The following is a 13,744-nucleotide window of genomic DNA, read 5'->3' as shown; positions in this document are numbered from 1 at the left end:
GTGCAGGCTGGCAAACCGAGGCGCGCCCTGCGCGAGCCCGCCCGCCCCCACATTAGTACTGTGAACACAGGCCCGATGTGGGAGCGGGCTGGCTCGCGAAGGTGACATAAGACTCACCACAGACTTAAGGTCCTACGGAATCCTTATGACCCTGATTACGTCCCTGACCACCGAAGCCGGCCTGCAAGCCGAGCAGGATCTGCTGGCTCATGTCTGCACCGGCGACTCGGAATTCGGCCTGCTGTTCTGGCAACCCAATGACCGTGCACTGGTCATGCCGCGGCGCTTGAATCGCCTGCCACAGTTCGAACCCGCATGTGAAGTCTCAGCCGCCGCTGGCTGGCCAGTCCTGCTGCGTGAAACCGGCGGCGAACCCGTCCCGCAATCGGCCTCCACCATCAACATCGCCTTGGTCTACGCGGCGCCGCGCAGCGAAGGCGACCAGAACCGCATCGAAACCGCCTATCGCCGGCTCTGCGATCCGATTTGCCAGTTGCTGGATGAGCTGGGCGGCGTATCGTCTTTGGGCGAAGTGGATGGCGCGTTTTGCGATGGCCGCTTCAACGTCAACCTCGACGGCCGCAAAATGGTCGGCACCGCGCAGCGCTGGCGCCAGAGCAAGGGCGGTACACGTCCGGTCGGCCTGGTGCACGGTGCGTTGCTGCTGGATAACGAGCGGGAATCGATGGTTGCGGCGGTCAATCGTTTCAATGAAGCCTGCGGCCTGGAGCAGCGGGTTCGCGCCGAAAGCCACATCGCCCTGCATGAGAAGTTTGCCGCGCCCGATGCACTCGGGCGGCTGGAGGCGCTGTATCGCCAATTGCTGGCAGATATGTTCCGGGCCTAGCGCGTGCCGAAGACCACCATGGTCTTGCCTTTGACGTCCACCAGGTTGCGTTCTTCAAGGTCCTTGAGCACGCGACCGACCATCTCGCGCGAACAACCGACAATCCGTCCGATTTCCTGCCGGGTCACTTTGATCTGCATCCCGTCCGGGTGAGTCATGGCGTCCGGTTGCTTGCACAGTTCCAGCAGGCAACGGGCGACACGACCGGTCACGTCGAAGAACGCCAAGTCGCCGACCTTGCGTGTGGTGTTGCGTAGTCGTTGTGCGATTTGTCCGCTGAGGACGTAAAGAATGTCCGGATCTTGCTGGGACAGTTCGCGGAATTTCGCATAGCTGATCTCCGCGACCTCACATTCGATCTTGGCGCGCACCCAGGCGCTGCGCTGCTGTTCCTGGCCGGCCTGTTCGAACAGACCCAGCTCACCGAAAAAATCCCCGGAGTTCAGGTAGGCGATGATCATTTCGCGACCGTCGTCATCCTCGATGAGGATCGTCACCGAGCCCTTGATGATGAAGAACAGCGTGTCCGAGTGATCGCCGGCGCAGATGATGTTGCTCTTGGCCGCGTAACGGCGGCGCTGGCAATGCATCAACAACTTGTCGAGGTTCTTGATTTTGGGTGTTGGGGTAATAGCAACCATGGTTGTATCCCGAAAAAACTTCACGGTGTCGTGGTGTAGTGAGTATTGGGAATCGCGATTTTTGCATTCGCTTGATAGCTGGCTATGCGCCAGCGAATTGGCGCCAGCTTAACAGACAGTTCCTACAAGATTCGAGAATTTACCTACAACATCCGGGAATACGTCCTAGGAAGGGCAGGCGCTGTGAAACAGGGGCCCTGTGCTAAGCTGGCGACCCTTTTTTAGACAGTGGAGTCTTGGCGATGAAGGCACGCATCCAATGGGCTGGCGAAGCCATGTTCCTCGGTGAATCCGGCAGTGGTCACGTTGTGGTCATGGACGGTCCGCCCGATGCCGGCGGTCGCAACCTGGGTGTCCGGCCGATGGAGATGCTCCTGCTGGGTGTCGGCGGTTGCAGTAACTTCGACGTGGTCAGCATCCTCAAGAAGTCCCGTCAGGCGGTTGAAAGCTGCGAAGCCTTCCTCGAAGCCGAGCGCGCGACCGAAGACCCGAAGGTCTTCACCAAGATTCACATGCACTTCGTGGTTAAAGGCCGGGGCCTGAAAGAAGCCCAGGTCAAACGCGCCATCGAGTTGTCGGCCGAGAAGTATTGCTCGGCGTCGATCATGCTCGGCGCGGCGGGCGTGGCCATCACTCACGACTACGAGATCATCGAACTCGGTTGAATCGACATTCAACTATCATAAAAGCAGTGCAGACTCTGGCGATCCCAAGCCGACGTCTGCATAATGCGCCACTTTTTTCAGGGTAGTGGCCCGTCGACAGGCAGGCCGCACACCCGAACAGACAACCAAAATCGCCATCGCGAAGAGGTGTTAACCGTCCTACGCAGGTGCGTCGTTCGCATCTGACGGGCATGCTTGATCACGCGGCCCGGGCCGCAATACATAGAGAGTTTTTAACGGTGAAAAGCAAACTCAAGCTCCACGGGTTCAATAACCTGACAAAGACCTTGAGCTTCAACATCTATGACATCTGCTACGCGGAAACCCCGCAAGACCAGCAGGCTTACGTCGAGTACATCAATGAAGAGTACAACGCGAAGCGCCTGACGCAGATCCTCACAGAAGTTGTCGATATCATTGGTGCCAACATCCTGAACATCGCCAGTCAGGACTATGACCCCCAGGGCGCCAGCGTCACGATTCTGATCTCTGAAGAGCCGGTGACCCCGACCGACAGCCAGATCGAAGAGTCTCCGGGCCCGCTGCCCGAAATCATCCTGGCCCACCTCGACAAGAGCCACATCACGGTGCACACGTACCCGGAAATCCATCCGGTGGACGGTATTGCAACCTTCCGTGTGGACATTGACGTGTCGACGTGTGGTGTCATTTCACCGCTAAAGGCGCTCAACTTCCTGATTCACCAGTTCGATTCGGACATCGTGACCGTGGACTATCGCGTGCGCGGCTTCACTCGTGACGTCGAAGGCAAGAAGCACTTCATCGATCACGAAATCAACTCGATCCAGAACTACCTGTCCGAAGACACGCGCGATGCGTACCAGATGACGGACGTGAACGTGTATCAGGAAAACCTGTTCCACACCAAGATGCTGCTGAAGAACTTTGAACTGGACAACTACCTGTTCGGCGACGCCACCAGCAGTCTTTCCCCTGAGCAACGTGCTCAAGTGACGGATCGTGTGAAACACGAAATGCTCGAAATCTTCTACGCACGCAACATGCCGACCTAAGATTTTCGAGTACAAAAAAGGCGACTACCTCACGGCAGTCGCCTTTTTTATTGTGGTCGGCCTGATAGACGGGTGATGGCCTTCGCGAGCACGCCCGCTCCCACATTTGAAATGCATTCCAATGTGGGAGCGGGCTTGCTCGCGAAGAGGCCGTGCCAGGCAACCGATCAGTTAAATCCGGTACGTACTCTTGGTCATCACCTTGGCCAACAAACTCATCCCGAACTTCACCGGTGCCGGAAAACGAAAACCCCCCGCATCCAGCGCACTTTCAGCGTGATGTTCTTCATCAATTCGCATCTGCTCAAGAATCGCCCGGGACTTTTCGTCTTCTGCCGGCAATTGCTCAAGGTGTTCGTTCAGGTGCTTGCAGACTTGATGTTCGGTGGCGGCAACAAAGCCGAGGCTGACTTTGTCGCTGATCAACCCGGCCACCGCACCAATCCCGAACGACATGCCGTAGAACAGCGGATTGAGAATGCTGGTGTGGCTGCCCAACTGATGGATGCGTTGTTCGCACCAGACCAGGTGATCGATTTCTTCTTCGGCGGCATGCTCCATGGCGGCGCGCACGTGCGGCAGCTTCGCGGTCAGGGCCTGCCCCTGATACAACGCCTGGGCGCAGACTTCGCCCGTGTGGTTGATGCGCATCAGCCCGGCGACGTGCCGGGTGTCTTCGTCGCTCATTTGCGTATCCGGCTGCACGATCGCCGGCGACGGACGGTACGGCTGGCCACTGAAGGGCAGCAAGGTACGCATCGCGGCATCGGCTTGCAGCAGAAGTCGGTCAATCGGCGAGTAGTGACGTTGGGTAGGCATGCTGACCTCCGGGAAGAATCTCGGCGGTGAGTTTAACCCAATCGGCCGGGGAAGGTTTGCGCTGGGTCATTGCGCTGCAATCAGCCCGGCGGCCAGTGCATCTGGCGCTGACCGAGCACATGCATATGAATGTGGTAGACCGTCTGCCCACCTTCTTCATTGCAGTTCATGACAACGCGAAAGCCTTTTTCGCAGCCCAGTTCCAGCGCCAGACGTTGGGCGGTGAACAGGATATGCCCGGCCAGTGCCTTGTCTTCCTCGGTGAGGTCGTTGAGGGTGCGCACCGGCTTTTTTGGAATCACCAAAAAGTGCACCGGTGCCTGTGGGGCGATGTCGTGGAAGGCCAGTACCTGGTCGTCCTCGTAAATGATCTTGGCCGGGATTTCCCGGTTGATGATCTTGGTGAACAGAGTATCCACAGCTGTTTTCTCCATTGTTTGGGCTGGCCTGAGTGTACTCATGGGTTCTCCCCGAGCCCAGCCTTTTGCCTTGAAGGTCGATCAGCGCGGGCAGTAGGCCTTGTTGATCATGCCGGTAACGGTGCGGATCAGCCAGCGCGAGCCGAGTCTTGGCAGGAAGGCAAACCAGCGGTTGCGCCGCCCCGGGATGATGATTGCGCGATTTTTCGCCAGCGCGCGCACGGTATAAAGCGCGACTTCCTCGGGGCTCATGAGCAATTTGCTGTCGGCGAGTTTGTCGGTGTTCAACTGCGCGGTGCGATAGAAACCGGTGCGGGTCGGGCCGGGGCAGAGCACCGAAACCTTGACCGCGCAGTTTTTCAGCTCAACGCGCAGCCCTTCGGAGAAATGCAGCACGTACGCTTTGCTCGCGTAATAAGTGCTCATCCACGGGCCAGGTTGAAATGCCGCTACCGAGGCCACGTTCAGAATCTGCCCGCCACCCTGCAAGGCCATGCTGTTGCCGAGGGCATGGCACAGCCGAGTCAGGGCCAGGATGTTCACTTCGATCAGGTCTTGTTCGGTCATCCAGTCCTGCGCCAGAAAGGGGCCGCAGGTGCCCATGCCGGCGCAGTTCACCAGCAAGTCGATCTGGCGGTCACCTTCTTCCAGTTCCAGCAGAAACCCGGAAAGCCGCAATGGCTCGCCGAGGTCGCAGGCGCGGAACAGCACTTCCACGCCAAACCGTTGAGTCAGTTCAATCGCGATACTTTCCAGCTGATCACGTTGTCGGGCCACCAGAATCAGGCTGCGGCCTCGGCGGGCCAACGCTTCGGCCATCGCCAGGCCGATGCCGCCGGAGGCGCCAGTGATCAGAGCGTAACGGGTCATGCAGTTCTCCATCGCAACAGCTCCGCGCCGGCGACGCAGGTGTCACGGGCGGGGAGCGCTGTTCATTCTTTCGCAGAGTCTACAGGGGCCGAGGGTTCTTCGGCTTCATCGTCTGCAGAATCAGGCACTTGCTGCGCCTCGTCGGCCGGTTCGACTTCAACTTCATCGGTGGTCACCGAGCCACTTTCGTAACTGGTTTCAGCCGCGCTTTCGTATTCGTTCTGGATGGCAGTGAGACCGCCGGCCAACACGCCGATGAACACGACGGCGATGAATACGACCCACAGCAAAGACAGCACTTTGACTGCTGTGGTGTTAGGCGGAGGTGGCGCACCGTAGCGGTTGGCGATGTTGGTGCCGGGCACGACCATGATGACAAGCGGGAAGAAACCGCCCACGAACGGTACAAAGCACAGCAGCCAGAGCCAGCCGGACCAACCGATGTCGTGCAAGCGTTGAACACCGAACTGAATGCTGACGACCATAACCGCGATCCACAGGAAGAACGCGACCAGGCCACCGACGATCAAGCCTGCGGTCGAATCGGCACTGATGATGGCGAAGGCCAGGATCGCCAATACCGAGCCGACGGGCAGCAGCACCAGGGTCAGGGCCATTGACCAGGCCAGATAACGCAAACGACCGATGCGGCCTTCGACGCTGAATGGCTTGAGCGTGGCGAATGCTGGCAGGTTTTCCCCGACGATGGCTTGGGGCGGGGCGTACGGGGAGGCCGGTTCCGCGAATATCGGTTGGCGGCTGGCGGGAACGTGTTCGTGAGCGTCGGCCAGGTTCAGATCAATGGACGGCTCGCTCTCGATGCGCGGATCGATGCCGGTTTTCGTCAGCGCCTGGAGGTAGCTTTGCGCCTCAACCTGCGACAAACCTTGCTTGAGCGTCACGGTCTTGCCGGTGAACAAGCGCTCGACGGCAGCCACTTCGCTTTTGTACAACGCAGCGAGATTCAATTTGGCCGTGGTGATGTCGACGCCCGGCAACAGCGCGCCGTCGAATACGATCTTGAAACGGTTGTCGCTCATTGCGAGGCATCCTTGTCGCGAATTTTTGAATGAGGAAATGTTACCGAAGTGGAGTGTAAAGCCAGCCGGGGCGGGCTGGCCAAATTTTCATTTCAGCGCGGCCAGCGTTTCGGCAGCTGTGCCGCCAGTGCCAGTGCCTGGCGGTATTCCGCGTCCAGCCGTGCGACCAGTTGATCGACACTCGGCAAATCATCGATTTCACCGACGCCCTGGCCTGCCGACCACACGGTTTTCCAGGCTTTGGCTTCATCGTTCAGCGGCTTGAGTTTGGAACCGAAGTTCACCTCGCCTTTGGCCTGTAGCGCCGCCATGTCGAAGCCGGCGGCTTCCAGGCTCTGGCGCATGAAGCTCGCGGGTATTCCCGACACTGCCGGGGTATGGACGATGTCTGCGGCTCTGGAGGTCAGCAACATCTCTTTATAGGCGTCAGGCGCATGGCTTTCGGTGGTACCGATAAATCGTGTGCCGAAGTAGGCCAGATCCGCGCCAAGCAATTGCGCGGCAAGAATTTCATGGCCGTGGTTGAGGCAACCGGCGAGCAGCAAGGTCTTGTCGAAGAACTGGCGGATCTCGGCGATCAGCGAGAACGGGCTCCAGGTTCCGGCGTGGCCACCGGCGCCGGCAGCGACGGCGATCAAACCGTCGACGCCAGCTTCGGCAGCTTTCTCGGCATGACGACGGGTTGTCACGTCGTGAAACACCAGACCGCCATAACCATGAACCGCGTCGACCAGTTCTTTCACCGCGCCGAGGCTGGTGATCACGATCGGTACTTTGTGTTCGATGCAGATATCGAGGTCCGCTTGCAGTCGCGGATTACTGTTGTGAACGATCAGGTTGACCGCATAGGGCGCCGGATTCTCCAGCGTCGCCAAGCCCGCTTCGATCTCCTCCAGCCAGGCCTTGAAGCCGCTGCTTTCGCGCTGGTTCAGCGCAGGGAAGCTGCCGACCACGCCGTTACGGCAACAGGCGAGCACCAGTTGCGGATTGGAAATCAGGAACATTGGCGCCGCCACGACAGGCAGGCGCAGGCGTTGTTCAAGCAAAGCGGGCAGCGACATTGGAAGTACCCCGGTGAGTTGCGCTTATTGGAGTTAAAACGGTCGAACCACGACCAGAATTACGATAGCCAGCAATATCAGAACCGGCACTTCATTGAACCAGCGATAAAAGACATGGCTGCGGGTGTTCTCGCCACGGGCAAAACGTTTTACCTGTGCACCGCACATGTGGTGATAGCCGATCAGGAGCACGACCAGCGTCAGTTTGGCGTGAATCCACGCGCCTTGACTGAAGATGCTCGGGTTGAGGTAGATCAGCGCGATGCCGAAAACCAGCGTGGCGATCATCGCCGGGCCCATGATGCCGCGATACAGCTTGCGCTCCATGATGCTGAAGCGCTCCTTGCTGACACTGTCCTCGCTTTGTGCGTGATAGACGAAGAGGCGCGGCAGGTAGAACAGGCCGGCAAACCAGCAGACCATGCTGACGATGTGAAAAGCTTTGAGCCATAGATAAAGCATTTTTAGTTATTCCCAGGTTCACGGTGGCTGGATAGTAGAGGCTTGAGCCGCCGCACGTCACCTTGCCGGTTGTCGCAGGACGATACGGGCCCTATCATCGACGGCTTTCCAGTGGGTTCGTTGAGGGCAGGTTTATGGTCAAGGTCGGTATCGTCGGCGGCACGGGTTACACCGGTGTCGAACTGCTGCGTCTGTTGGCGCAGCATCCGCAAGCTGAAGTGGTTGTGATCACTTCCCGATCCGAGGCCGGTCTGGCCGTGGCTGATATGTACCCGAACCTGCGAGGCCACTACGACGGTTTGGCGTTCAGCGTTCCGGACATCAAGACCCTGGGTGCTTGCGACGTGGTGTTCTTTGCTACCCCGCACGGTGTTGCCCACGCGCTGGCCGGCGAACTGCTGGCGGCCGGGACCAAGGTCATCGATCTGTCGGCGGACTTCCGCCTGCAAGATTCTGCCGAATGGGCCAAATGGTACGGCCAGCCGCACGGTGCGCCGGAGCTGCTGGAAGAAGCGGTTTACGGTCTGCCGGAAGTCAATCGCGAGCAAATCAAGGATGCTCGCCTGATCGCGGTGCCGGGTTGCTATCCGACCGCTACGCAATTGGGTTTCCTGCCATTGCTCGAAGCGGGCCTTGCCGATACTTCGCGCCTGATCGCTGACTGCAAATCCGGCGTCAGCGGTGCTGGGCGTGGCGCTTCCGTCGGTTCTTTGTATTCCGAGACATCGGAAAGCATGAAAGCCTACTCGGTCAAAGGTCACCGTCACTTGCCGGAAATCCGTCAGGGGCTGCGTCGCGCGGCGGGCAAAGAGGTGGGGCTGACCTTCGTGCCGCACCTGACGCCAATGATTCGCGGCATTCACTCGACGCTCTACGCGACCGTCGTGGATCGTTCGGTCGATCTGCAGGCGTTGTTCGAAAAGCGCTACGTCAACGAACCGTTCGTCGATGTAATGCCGACCGGCAGTCACCCGGAAACCCGCAGCGTGCGGGGTGCCAACGTTTGCCGGATCGCGGTGCATCGTCCACAGGACGGGGATCTGGTGGTGGTGTTGTCGGTGATCGACAACCTGGTCAAAGGCGCGTCGGGGCAGGCGGTACAGAACCTGAATATCCTGTTTGGTCTCGATGAGCGCTTGGGCTTGTCCCACGCGGGCATGCTGCCGTAAGGCTTTATCGCGCTCAGCAAAAAGGCCCGTTGAACGGGCCTTTTTGCATGTTGTGTCTGACAATTGGCTTGATTGATATACCGTAACAATAGTTGACCGATTTTCTAGGAGAAGCGGATAATGCGCGTCATCACGCATTATGGCGGCGTAGCGCCGGGAGATAGTCAGCATGAGCGTCGAATCCTTCACCCCCACGGCTTTGCAATTCACCCACGGTGCCGCGCACAAGGTGAAGAGCCTGGTCGATGAAGAGGGGAATGATCGCTTGAAGCTGCGCGTATTCGTTACGGGCGGCGGTTGTTCAGGTTTTCAGTACGGCTTCACCTTCGATGAAGAAGTGGCCGATGACGACACCATCGTCGAGCGCGAAGGCGTAAGTCTGGTGGTTGATCCGATGAGCTTCCAGTACCTGGCCGGTGCTGAGGTGGATTATCAGGAAGGTCTGGAAGGTTCGCGTTTTGTGATCAAGAACCCGAACGCCAGCACTACTTGTGGCTGCGGCTCTTCGTTCTCGATCTGATCGCGCTTCATTGCATTGTCAAACGCCGCATGGCCTTCGGGCCCTGCGGCGTTTTGCTGTCTGACGCTTAGGCCGGATAGATAGCGCCGAGTACGCGCAGGCCGCGGGCGCCGGTGACACTCGGGCGATTGGCGGCGATGCCTTCGAGGCAGCAATGGGCCAGCCAGGCGAAGGCCATGGCTTCGACCCAGTCCGGGTCCACGCCGTGAGTGGCGGTGCTGCTGACTTTTGCATTCGGCAGCAAGTCGGCCAAGCGCTTCATCAGCGCAGTGTTGTGCGCGCCGCCGCCACAGACCAGCAACTCCTGAGTGTTGGATTGAGCCTGTTGGAGCGACTCCACGATGGTTAGCGCGGTGAGCTCGAGCAGGGTCGCTTGCACGTCTTCGGCAGCGAACGTCGGCAGATTTGCGAGGTGCTGCGTCAGCCATGGCAGGTTGAACACCTCACGGCCGGTGCTCTTGGGGCCTTTGGTCACGAAGAACGGATCGCTCAGTAATTCATTCAGCAACACCTTTTCGGTCTGGCCGCTGGCAGCCCATTGGCCGTCGCGATCAAAGTGATCGCCGCGCTGCTGGTGAATCCAGGCGTCCAGCAAGACATTGCCCGGCCCGCAGTCAAAGCCTGCAACCGGTTTGCCGGGTTCAATCAGGCTGAGGTTGCTAAAGCCGCCTACGTTCAGTACTGCGCGATTGCCCGCGTGTTCATCAAACAAGGCTTCGTGGAACGCGGGGACCAGTGGCGCGCCTTGTCCGCCAGCGGCAACATCACGGCTGCGGAAGTCGCTGACCACGGTGATGCCCGTCAGCTCGGTCAGCAGGGCGGGGTTGCCGATTTGCACAGTGAAACCGCGCGCCGGTTCGTGGCGGATGGTCTGGCCGTGGCTGCCAATCGCACGAATGTCCCCGGGCTTGAGGGTTTGCTGATCGAGGAGGGTGTGAATGCCCTGTGCCGCAAGCTTCACCCAGTTTTGCTGGGCGATGGCGGAGCGGACTATCTCGTCCGGGCCGCTGGAACACAAGCCAAGCAACTCGACGCGCAGGGATTCGGGCATGGGAATGTAGTGTGTGGCGATCAATTTGATCGCCGGGGTCAACTCGACCAGTGCGATGTCCAGGCCATCGAGACTGGTTCCGGACATTACACCGATATATAGGGTCATGGCTTAGCGCTTGCTCGAAGCCAGCATGGTGGCTTTCTCTTGGTCCATGCGAGCCATCAACGGTTGGCTCTGGGCAAGGAAGCGCGAGCGTTCGGCTTTGGCAATCGGATCGGCCATTGGCAGTTTCTGACCCAGTGGGTCGACGTGGACACCGTTGACCTGGAACTCATAGTGCAAGTGCGGGCCAGTGGAGAGGCCAGTGGTGCCAATGTAGCCGATCACCTGGCCCTGCTTGACGTTGCCGCCGGTTTGCACGCCTTTGGCGAAGCCTTGCATGTGGCCGTACAGCGTGCGGTAGGTGTTGCCGTGCTGAATGATGATGGTGTTGCCGTAGCCTCCACGACGACCCGCCAGCAACACTTTACCGTCGCCGGTGGCCTTGATCGGCGTGCCGCGTGGCGCTGCGTAGTCCACGCCTTTATGGGCGCGAATCTTGTTCAGGATCGGGTGTTTGCGGCCCATGGAAAACTTCGAGCTGATGCGGGCGAAGTCTACTGGCGTGCGAATAAACGCCTTGCGCATGCTGTTGCCGTCGGCGGTGTAGTAGCTGCTGTTGCCTTGTTTATTGGTGTAACGCACGGCGGTGTAGGTCTTGCCACGGTTGGTAAAGCGCGCGGAGAGGATCGGGCCATTACCGACAGCCTTGCCGTTGACGACTTTCTGTTCGTAGATCACGTCGAACTCGTCACCCTGGCGAATATCCTGGGCGAAGTCGACGTCGTAGCCGAACACGCTTGCCATGTCCATGGTCAGGCTGTGCGACAGGCCGGCGCGAGCGGCGGATTGCGACAGCGAACTATTGATCACGCCGTGAACATAGGCTGAGCGCACGGTCGGTTTGGCGGTGATCCGATTGAATGTATAGCCCTTGTCATTCTTGGTCAGGGTGATGCTTTCGAGGTCGCTGACTTTGCTGTGCAAGTTGGTCAGTTGGCCGTCGGGGCTGACTTCGAATTCGAGTTTTTGGCCGTGTTTGAGTTGGCTGAACTGTTTGGCCTGCTTGTCGCTGGCGAGGATTTCATGCACTGAAGCAGCCGGGAGGCCGACTTTCTCAAACAGGGTGGAAAGCGTGTCGCCTTTGGCGACGATCACTTCCCTGTGATTGGGGCCCTTCTTTTCTTCGACCACTGGCGCGGGCGCGGCCTGGGCGGTTTCTTGAGGCTCTTCGGCGGTGTTTTCGATCTGTGCGAAAGGGGAGGCTACTGGCTCATTTGTGGCTTGAGCGGCGTCAGCAGCGTCTTGATCTTGTGTCAGTTGTTCAGCAGGGCTTTCCAGTTCAAGACTCAGGGTGGTCTTTTTGGCTTCTACATCGCTGGAAGGGAATACCAGAAGCGCCAGGCTCAGAAGGGCGGCGATGCCGCTTGCTGCGAGCAGGTGGGTCTTCGGGTAAAGCGGCGGCGCTTTAGACGATTCTTTGGTCATAGGTAATTTTTGACTTTGAAAAAGATGAATTGGAAAAGATGAATGACATGATGAAGATGAAATAACTGTATAAAATATAACCAAATCATCTCTGAAGCAAGTCCGTGGTTACTCTGCCGGCGGATTGGCGTCATTGCGCCGGCCAAACTTTGTATTTGACGCGTGATCTTGTATGGTTGGTCCCCTTTGAATTCGAGCCTTGCGGGTCTGTTATGAAGTCGGTTGAAGAGCAGCTAGCGCTGATAAAACGTGGTGCGGAAGAACTGTTGGTCGAGTCCGAGCTGATCGAAAAGCTCAAGCGTGGCCAACCGCTACGTATTAAAGCTGGCTTCGATCCGACCGCGCCGGATTTGCACCTGGGTCACACCGTGCTTATTAACAAGCTGCGCCAGTTCCAGGAGCTGGGGCATCAGGTGATCTTCCTTATAGGTGACTTCACCGGGATGATTGGTGATCCGAGCGGCAAGAGCGCAACGCGTCCTCCGCTGACCCGTGAACAGGTTCTCGAGAATGCCGAGACCTACAAGACCCAGGTCTTCAAGATTCTTGATCCGGCTAGAACCGAAGTGGCGTTCAACTCCACCTGGATGGATCAGATGGGGCCGGCAGACTTCATTCGCCTGACTTCGCAATACACCGTGGCTCGCATGCTTGAGCGGGATGACTTCGACAAGCGCTACACGACCAATCAGCCAATCGCCATTCACGAGTTTCTTTATCCGCTGGTTCAGGGTTATGACTCGGTTGCCTTGCGCGCGGATGTCGAGTTGGGCGGCACCGATCAGAAGTTCAACCTGTTGATGGGGCGTGAGCTGCAGCGTGGTTATGGTCAGGAGCCTCAGTGCATCCTGACCATGCCGTTGCTCGAGGGGCTGGATGGCGTTAAGAAGATGTCCAAGTCGTTGGGCAACTATGTCGGTATCCAGGAAGCGCCGGGCGTTATGTATAGCAAGCTGGTTTCTATTCCTGATGCGCTGATGTGGCGTTATTTCGAATTGCTCAGCTTCCGCTCCATGGAAGAGATCACTGCGTTCCGTGCTGACGTCGAGGCGGGTGCTAACCCTCGCGATATCAAGATCAAGCTGGCTGAAGAGATTGTCGCGCGCTTCCATGGTGAAGAGGCTGCGGCCAATGCTCATCGTGCGGCCGGTAACCGAATGAAAGAAGGTGAGCTGCCGGATGATCTGCCAGAGATCGAATTGACCGCTGCCGAAGACATGCCGATTGCCGCCGTCCTTAATAAGGCTGGCTTGGTGAAGAACTCGGCAGTGGCGCGTGATCTGCTGGGTTCGGGTGGTGTGCGGATAGATGGTGAGGTGGTCGATCGCACCTTTATATACGTACTCGGCGCGACTCATGTCTGCCAGGCTGGGAAGAAGGCATTTGCGCGTATTACGCTCAAATCTGAATAAGCTGGAATTAAGGGTTGACGGCAGATTCTGGACGTCTATAATTCGCCCCACTTCCGGCGCAGTCGAAACGGAAAACTCCTTGGTAAACAATGAGTTACGCGGTTTTCGACAGTGAGTTGCTTCAGGTCATCGAAGCCGAAAGGGAGTTGAAAAAGAGGTGTTGACAGCAGCGAGTAACGCTGTAGAATTCGCCTCCCGCTGACG

15 protein-coding genes are annotated in these 13,744 nt (G+C 58.3%); 6 read left to right on the top strand and 9 right to left on the bottom strand.

What is annotated here, in order from left to right; genetic code table 11:
* The first annotated feature begins 145 nt into the window (after positions 1-145).
* Positions 146-847, top strand: coding sequence for a lipoate--protein ligase family protein (locus ACQKP4_RS18105; protein WP_427635024.1), 702 nt, complete (start codon positions 146-148; stop codon positions 845-847).
* On the opposite strand, the gene crp is transcribed toward ACQKP4_RS18105, so the two are convergent.
* Positions 844-1,488 carry a cAMP-activated global transcriptional regulator CRP gene (gene crp, locus ACQKP4_RS18100; RefSeq protein WP_427635023.1) on the bottom strand — a complete coding sequence of 215 codons (645 nt, stop codon included), beginning with the start codon at positions 1,486-1,488 and terminating at the stop codon, positions 844-846. The two genes, ACQKP4_RS18105 and crp, sit on opposite strands and share 4 nt — an antisense overlap.
* A 242-nt stretch (positions 1,489-1,730) precedes the next feature.
* Between crp and ACQKP4_RS18095 the strand changes: the two genes are divergently transcribed.
* Both ACQKP4_RS18095 and speD read left to right on the top strand, forming a co-directional pair.
* Entirely contained in the window at positions 1,731-2,153 is a 423-nt protein-coding gene (locus ACQKP4_RS18095; RefSeq protein WP_007941657.1) for an OsmC family protein, read from the top strand.
* Positions 2,154-2,392: 239 nt separating this feature from the next.
* Entirely contained in the window at positions 2,393-3,187 is a 795-nt protein-coding gene (speD, locus tag ACQKP4_RS18090; protein ID WP_427635022.1) for an adenosylmethionine decarboxylase, read from the top strand.
* Between the two features lie 171 nt (positions 3,188-3,358).
* Here speD and coq7 read toward each other — a convergent pair whose 3' ends face one another.
* The 6 genes from coq7 to hemJ all read right to left on the bottom strand — a co-directional run bounded on the left by coq7 (position 3,359) and on the right by hemJ (position 7,858).
* On the bottom strand, positions 3,359-4,006 hold the full coding sequence (gene coq7 / locus ACQKP4_RS18085; protein WP_427635021.1) for a 2-polyprenyl-3-methyl-6-methoxy-1,4-benzoquinone monooxygenase: 648 nt from the start codon (positions 4,004-4,006) through the stop codon (positions 3,359-3,361).
* An 80-nt stretch (positions 4,007-4,086) separates the two neighbouring features.
* Positions 4,087-4,425, bottom strand: coding sequence for a histidine triad nucleotide-binding protein (locus ACQKP4_RS18080; protein WP_007947975.1), 339 nt, complete (start codon positions 4,423-4,425; stop codon positions 4,087-4,089).
* A gap of 81 nt (positions 4,426-4,506) precedes the next feature.
* Positions 4,507-5,295 (bottom strand): SDR family NAD(P)-dependent oxidoreductase, encoded by a 789-nt coding sequence (locus ACQKP4_RS18075; protein ID WP_427635020.1) that lies wholly within the window; start codon positions 5,293-5,295, stop codon positions 4,507-4,509.
* 62 nt (positions 5,296-5,357) lie between these two features.
* Positions 5,358-6,335, bottom strand: a complete 978-nt coding sequence (locus ACQKP4_RS18070; protein ID WP_427635019.1) for a DUF805 domain-containing protein — start codon at positions 6,333-6,335, stop codon at positions 5,358-5,360.
* A 92-nt stretch (positions 6,336-6,427) separates the two neighbouring features.
* Positions 6,428-7,396 carry an NAD(P)H-dependent flavin oxidoreductase gene (locus ACQKP4_RS18065; protein ID WP_427635018.1) on the bottom strand — a complete coding sequence of 323 codons (969 nt, stop codon included), beginning with the start codon at positions 7,394-7,396 and terminating at the stop codon, positions 6,428-6,430.
* A 33-nt stretch (positions 7,397-7,429) separates the two neighbouring features.
* Complete coding sequence (gene hemJ, locus ACQKP4_RS18060) at positions 7,430-7,858, bottom strand: protoporphyrinogen oxidase HemJ (protein ID WP_427635017.1); 429 nt, start codon at positions 7,856-7,858, stop codon at positions 7,430-7,432.
* A gap of 134 nt (positions 7,859-7,992) precedes the next feature.
* Between hemJ and argC the strand changes: the two genes are divergently transcribed.
* Complete coding sequence (gene argC / locus ACQKP4_RS18055; RefSeq protein WP_427635016.1) at positions 7,993-9,027, top strand: N-acetyl-gamma-glutamyl-phosphate reductase; 1,035 nt, start codon at positions 7,993-7,995, stop codon at positions 9,025-9,027.
* A 169-nt stretch (positions 9,028-9,196) separates the two neighbouring features.
* Entirely contained in the window at positions 9,197-9,547 is a 351-nt protein-coding gene (erpA, locus tag ACQKP4_RS18050; protein ID WP_007947969.1) for an iron-sulfur cluster insertion protein ErpA, read from the top strand.
* A gap of 67 nt (positions 9,548-9,614) precedes the next feature.
* Here erpA and ACQKP4_RS18045 read toward each other — a convergent pair whose 3' ends face one another.
* Both ACQKP4_RS18045 and ACQKP4_RS18040 read right to left on the bottom strand, forming a co-directional pair.
* Positions 9,615-10,706, bottom strand: coding sequence for an anhydro-N-acetylmuramic acid kinase (locus ACQKP4_RS18045; protein ID WP_427635015.1), 1,092 nt, complete (start codon positions 10,704-10,706; stop codon positions 9,615-9,617).
* 3 nt (positions 10,707-10,709) lie between these two features.
* Entirely contained in the window at positions 10,710-12,128 is a 1,419-nt protein-coding gene (locus ACQKP4_RS18040; RefSeq protein ID WP_427635014.1) for a peptidoglycan DD-metalloendopeptidase family protein, read from the bottom strand.
* A 212-nt stretch (positions 12,129-12,340) separates the two neighbouring features.
* Here ACQKP4_RS18040 and tyrS point away from each other — a divergent pair, with 212 nt between their 5' ends.
* Entirely contained in the window at positions 12,341-13,540 is a 1,200-nt protein-coding gene (gene tyrS / locus ACQKP4_RS18035; RefSeq protein ID WP_427635013.1) for a tyrosine--tRNA ligase, read from the top strand.
* The last annotated feature ends 204 nt before the right edge of the window (positions 13,541-13,744 follow it).

Origin of the sequence: Pseudomonas sp. NPDC086278 (genome assembly GCF_050280905.1) — a bacterium.
Lineage (GTDB): Bacteria > Pseudomonadota > Gammaproteobacteria > Pseudomonadales > Pseudomonadaceae > Aquipseudomonas.
The sequence above is the reverse complement of the archived record's forward strand: the minus strand, read 5'-3'. Positions and strand labels throughout refer to the sequence as shown.

Coding starts and splice junctions, on each gene's coding strand:
- coq7 (WP_427635021.1), bottom strand. CDS start 4,006: ATGCCTACCCAACGTCACTACTCGCCGATTGACCGACTTCTGCTGCAA.
- ACQKP4_RS18040 (WP_427635014.1), bottom strand. CDS start 12,128: ATGACCAAAGAATCGTCTAAAGCGCCGCCGCTTTACCCGAAGACCCAC.
- argC (WP_427635016.1), top strand. CDS start 7,993: ATGGTCAAGGTCGGTATCGTCGGCGGCACGGGTTACACCGGTGTCGAA.
- crp (WP_427635023.1), bottom strand. CDS start 1,488: ATGGTTGCTATTACCCCAACACCCAAAATCAAGAACCTCGACAAGTTG.
- erpA (WP_007947969.1), top strand. CDS start 9,197: ATGAGCGTCGAATCCTTCACCCCCACGGCTTTGCAATTCACCCACGGT.
- ACQKP4_RS18105 (WP_427635024.1), top strand. CDS start 146: ATGACCCTGATTACGTCCCTGACCACCGAAGCCGGCCTGCAAGCCGAG.
- ACQKP4_RS18070 (WP_427635019.1), bottom strand. CDS start 6,335: ATGAGCGACAACCGTTTCAAGATCGTATTCGACGGCGCGCTGTTGCCG.
- ACQKP4_RS18095 (WP_007941657.1), top strand. CDS start 1,731: ATGAAGGCACGCATCCAATGGGCTGGCGAAGCCATGTTCCTCGGTGAA.
- tyrS (WP_427635013.1), top strand. CDS start 12,341: ATGAAGTCGGTTGAAGAGCAGCTAGCGCTGATAAAACGTGGTGCGGAA.
- ACQKP4_RS18065 (WP_427635018.1), bottom strand. CDS start 7,396: ATGTCGCTGCCCGCTTTGCTTGAACAACGCCTGCGCCTGCCTGTCGTG.
- hemJ (WP_427635017.1), bottom strand. CDS start 7,858: ATGCTTTATCTATGGCTCAAAGCTTTTCACATCGTCAGCATGGTCTGC.
- ACQKP4_RS18075 (WP_427635020.1), bottom strand. CDS start 5,295: ATGACCCGTTACGCTCTGATCACTGGCGCCTCCGGCGGCATCGGCCTG.
- ACQKP4_RS18045 (WP_427635015.1), bottom strand. CDS start 10,706: ATGACCCTATATATCGGTGTAATGTCCGGAACCAGTCTCGATGGCCTG.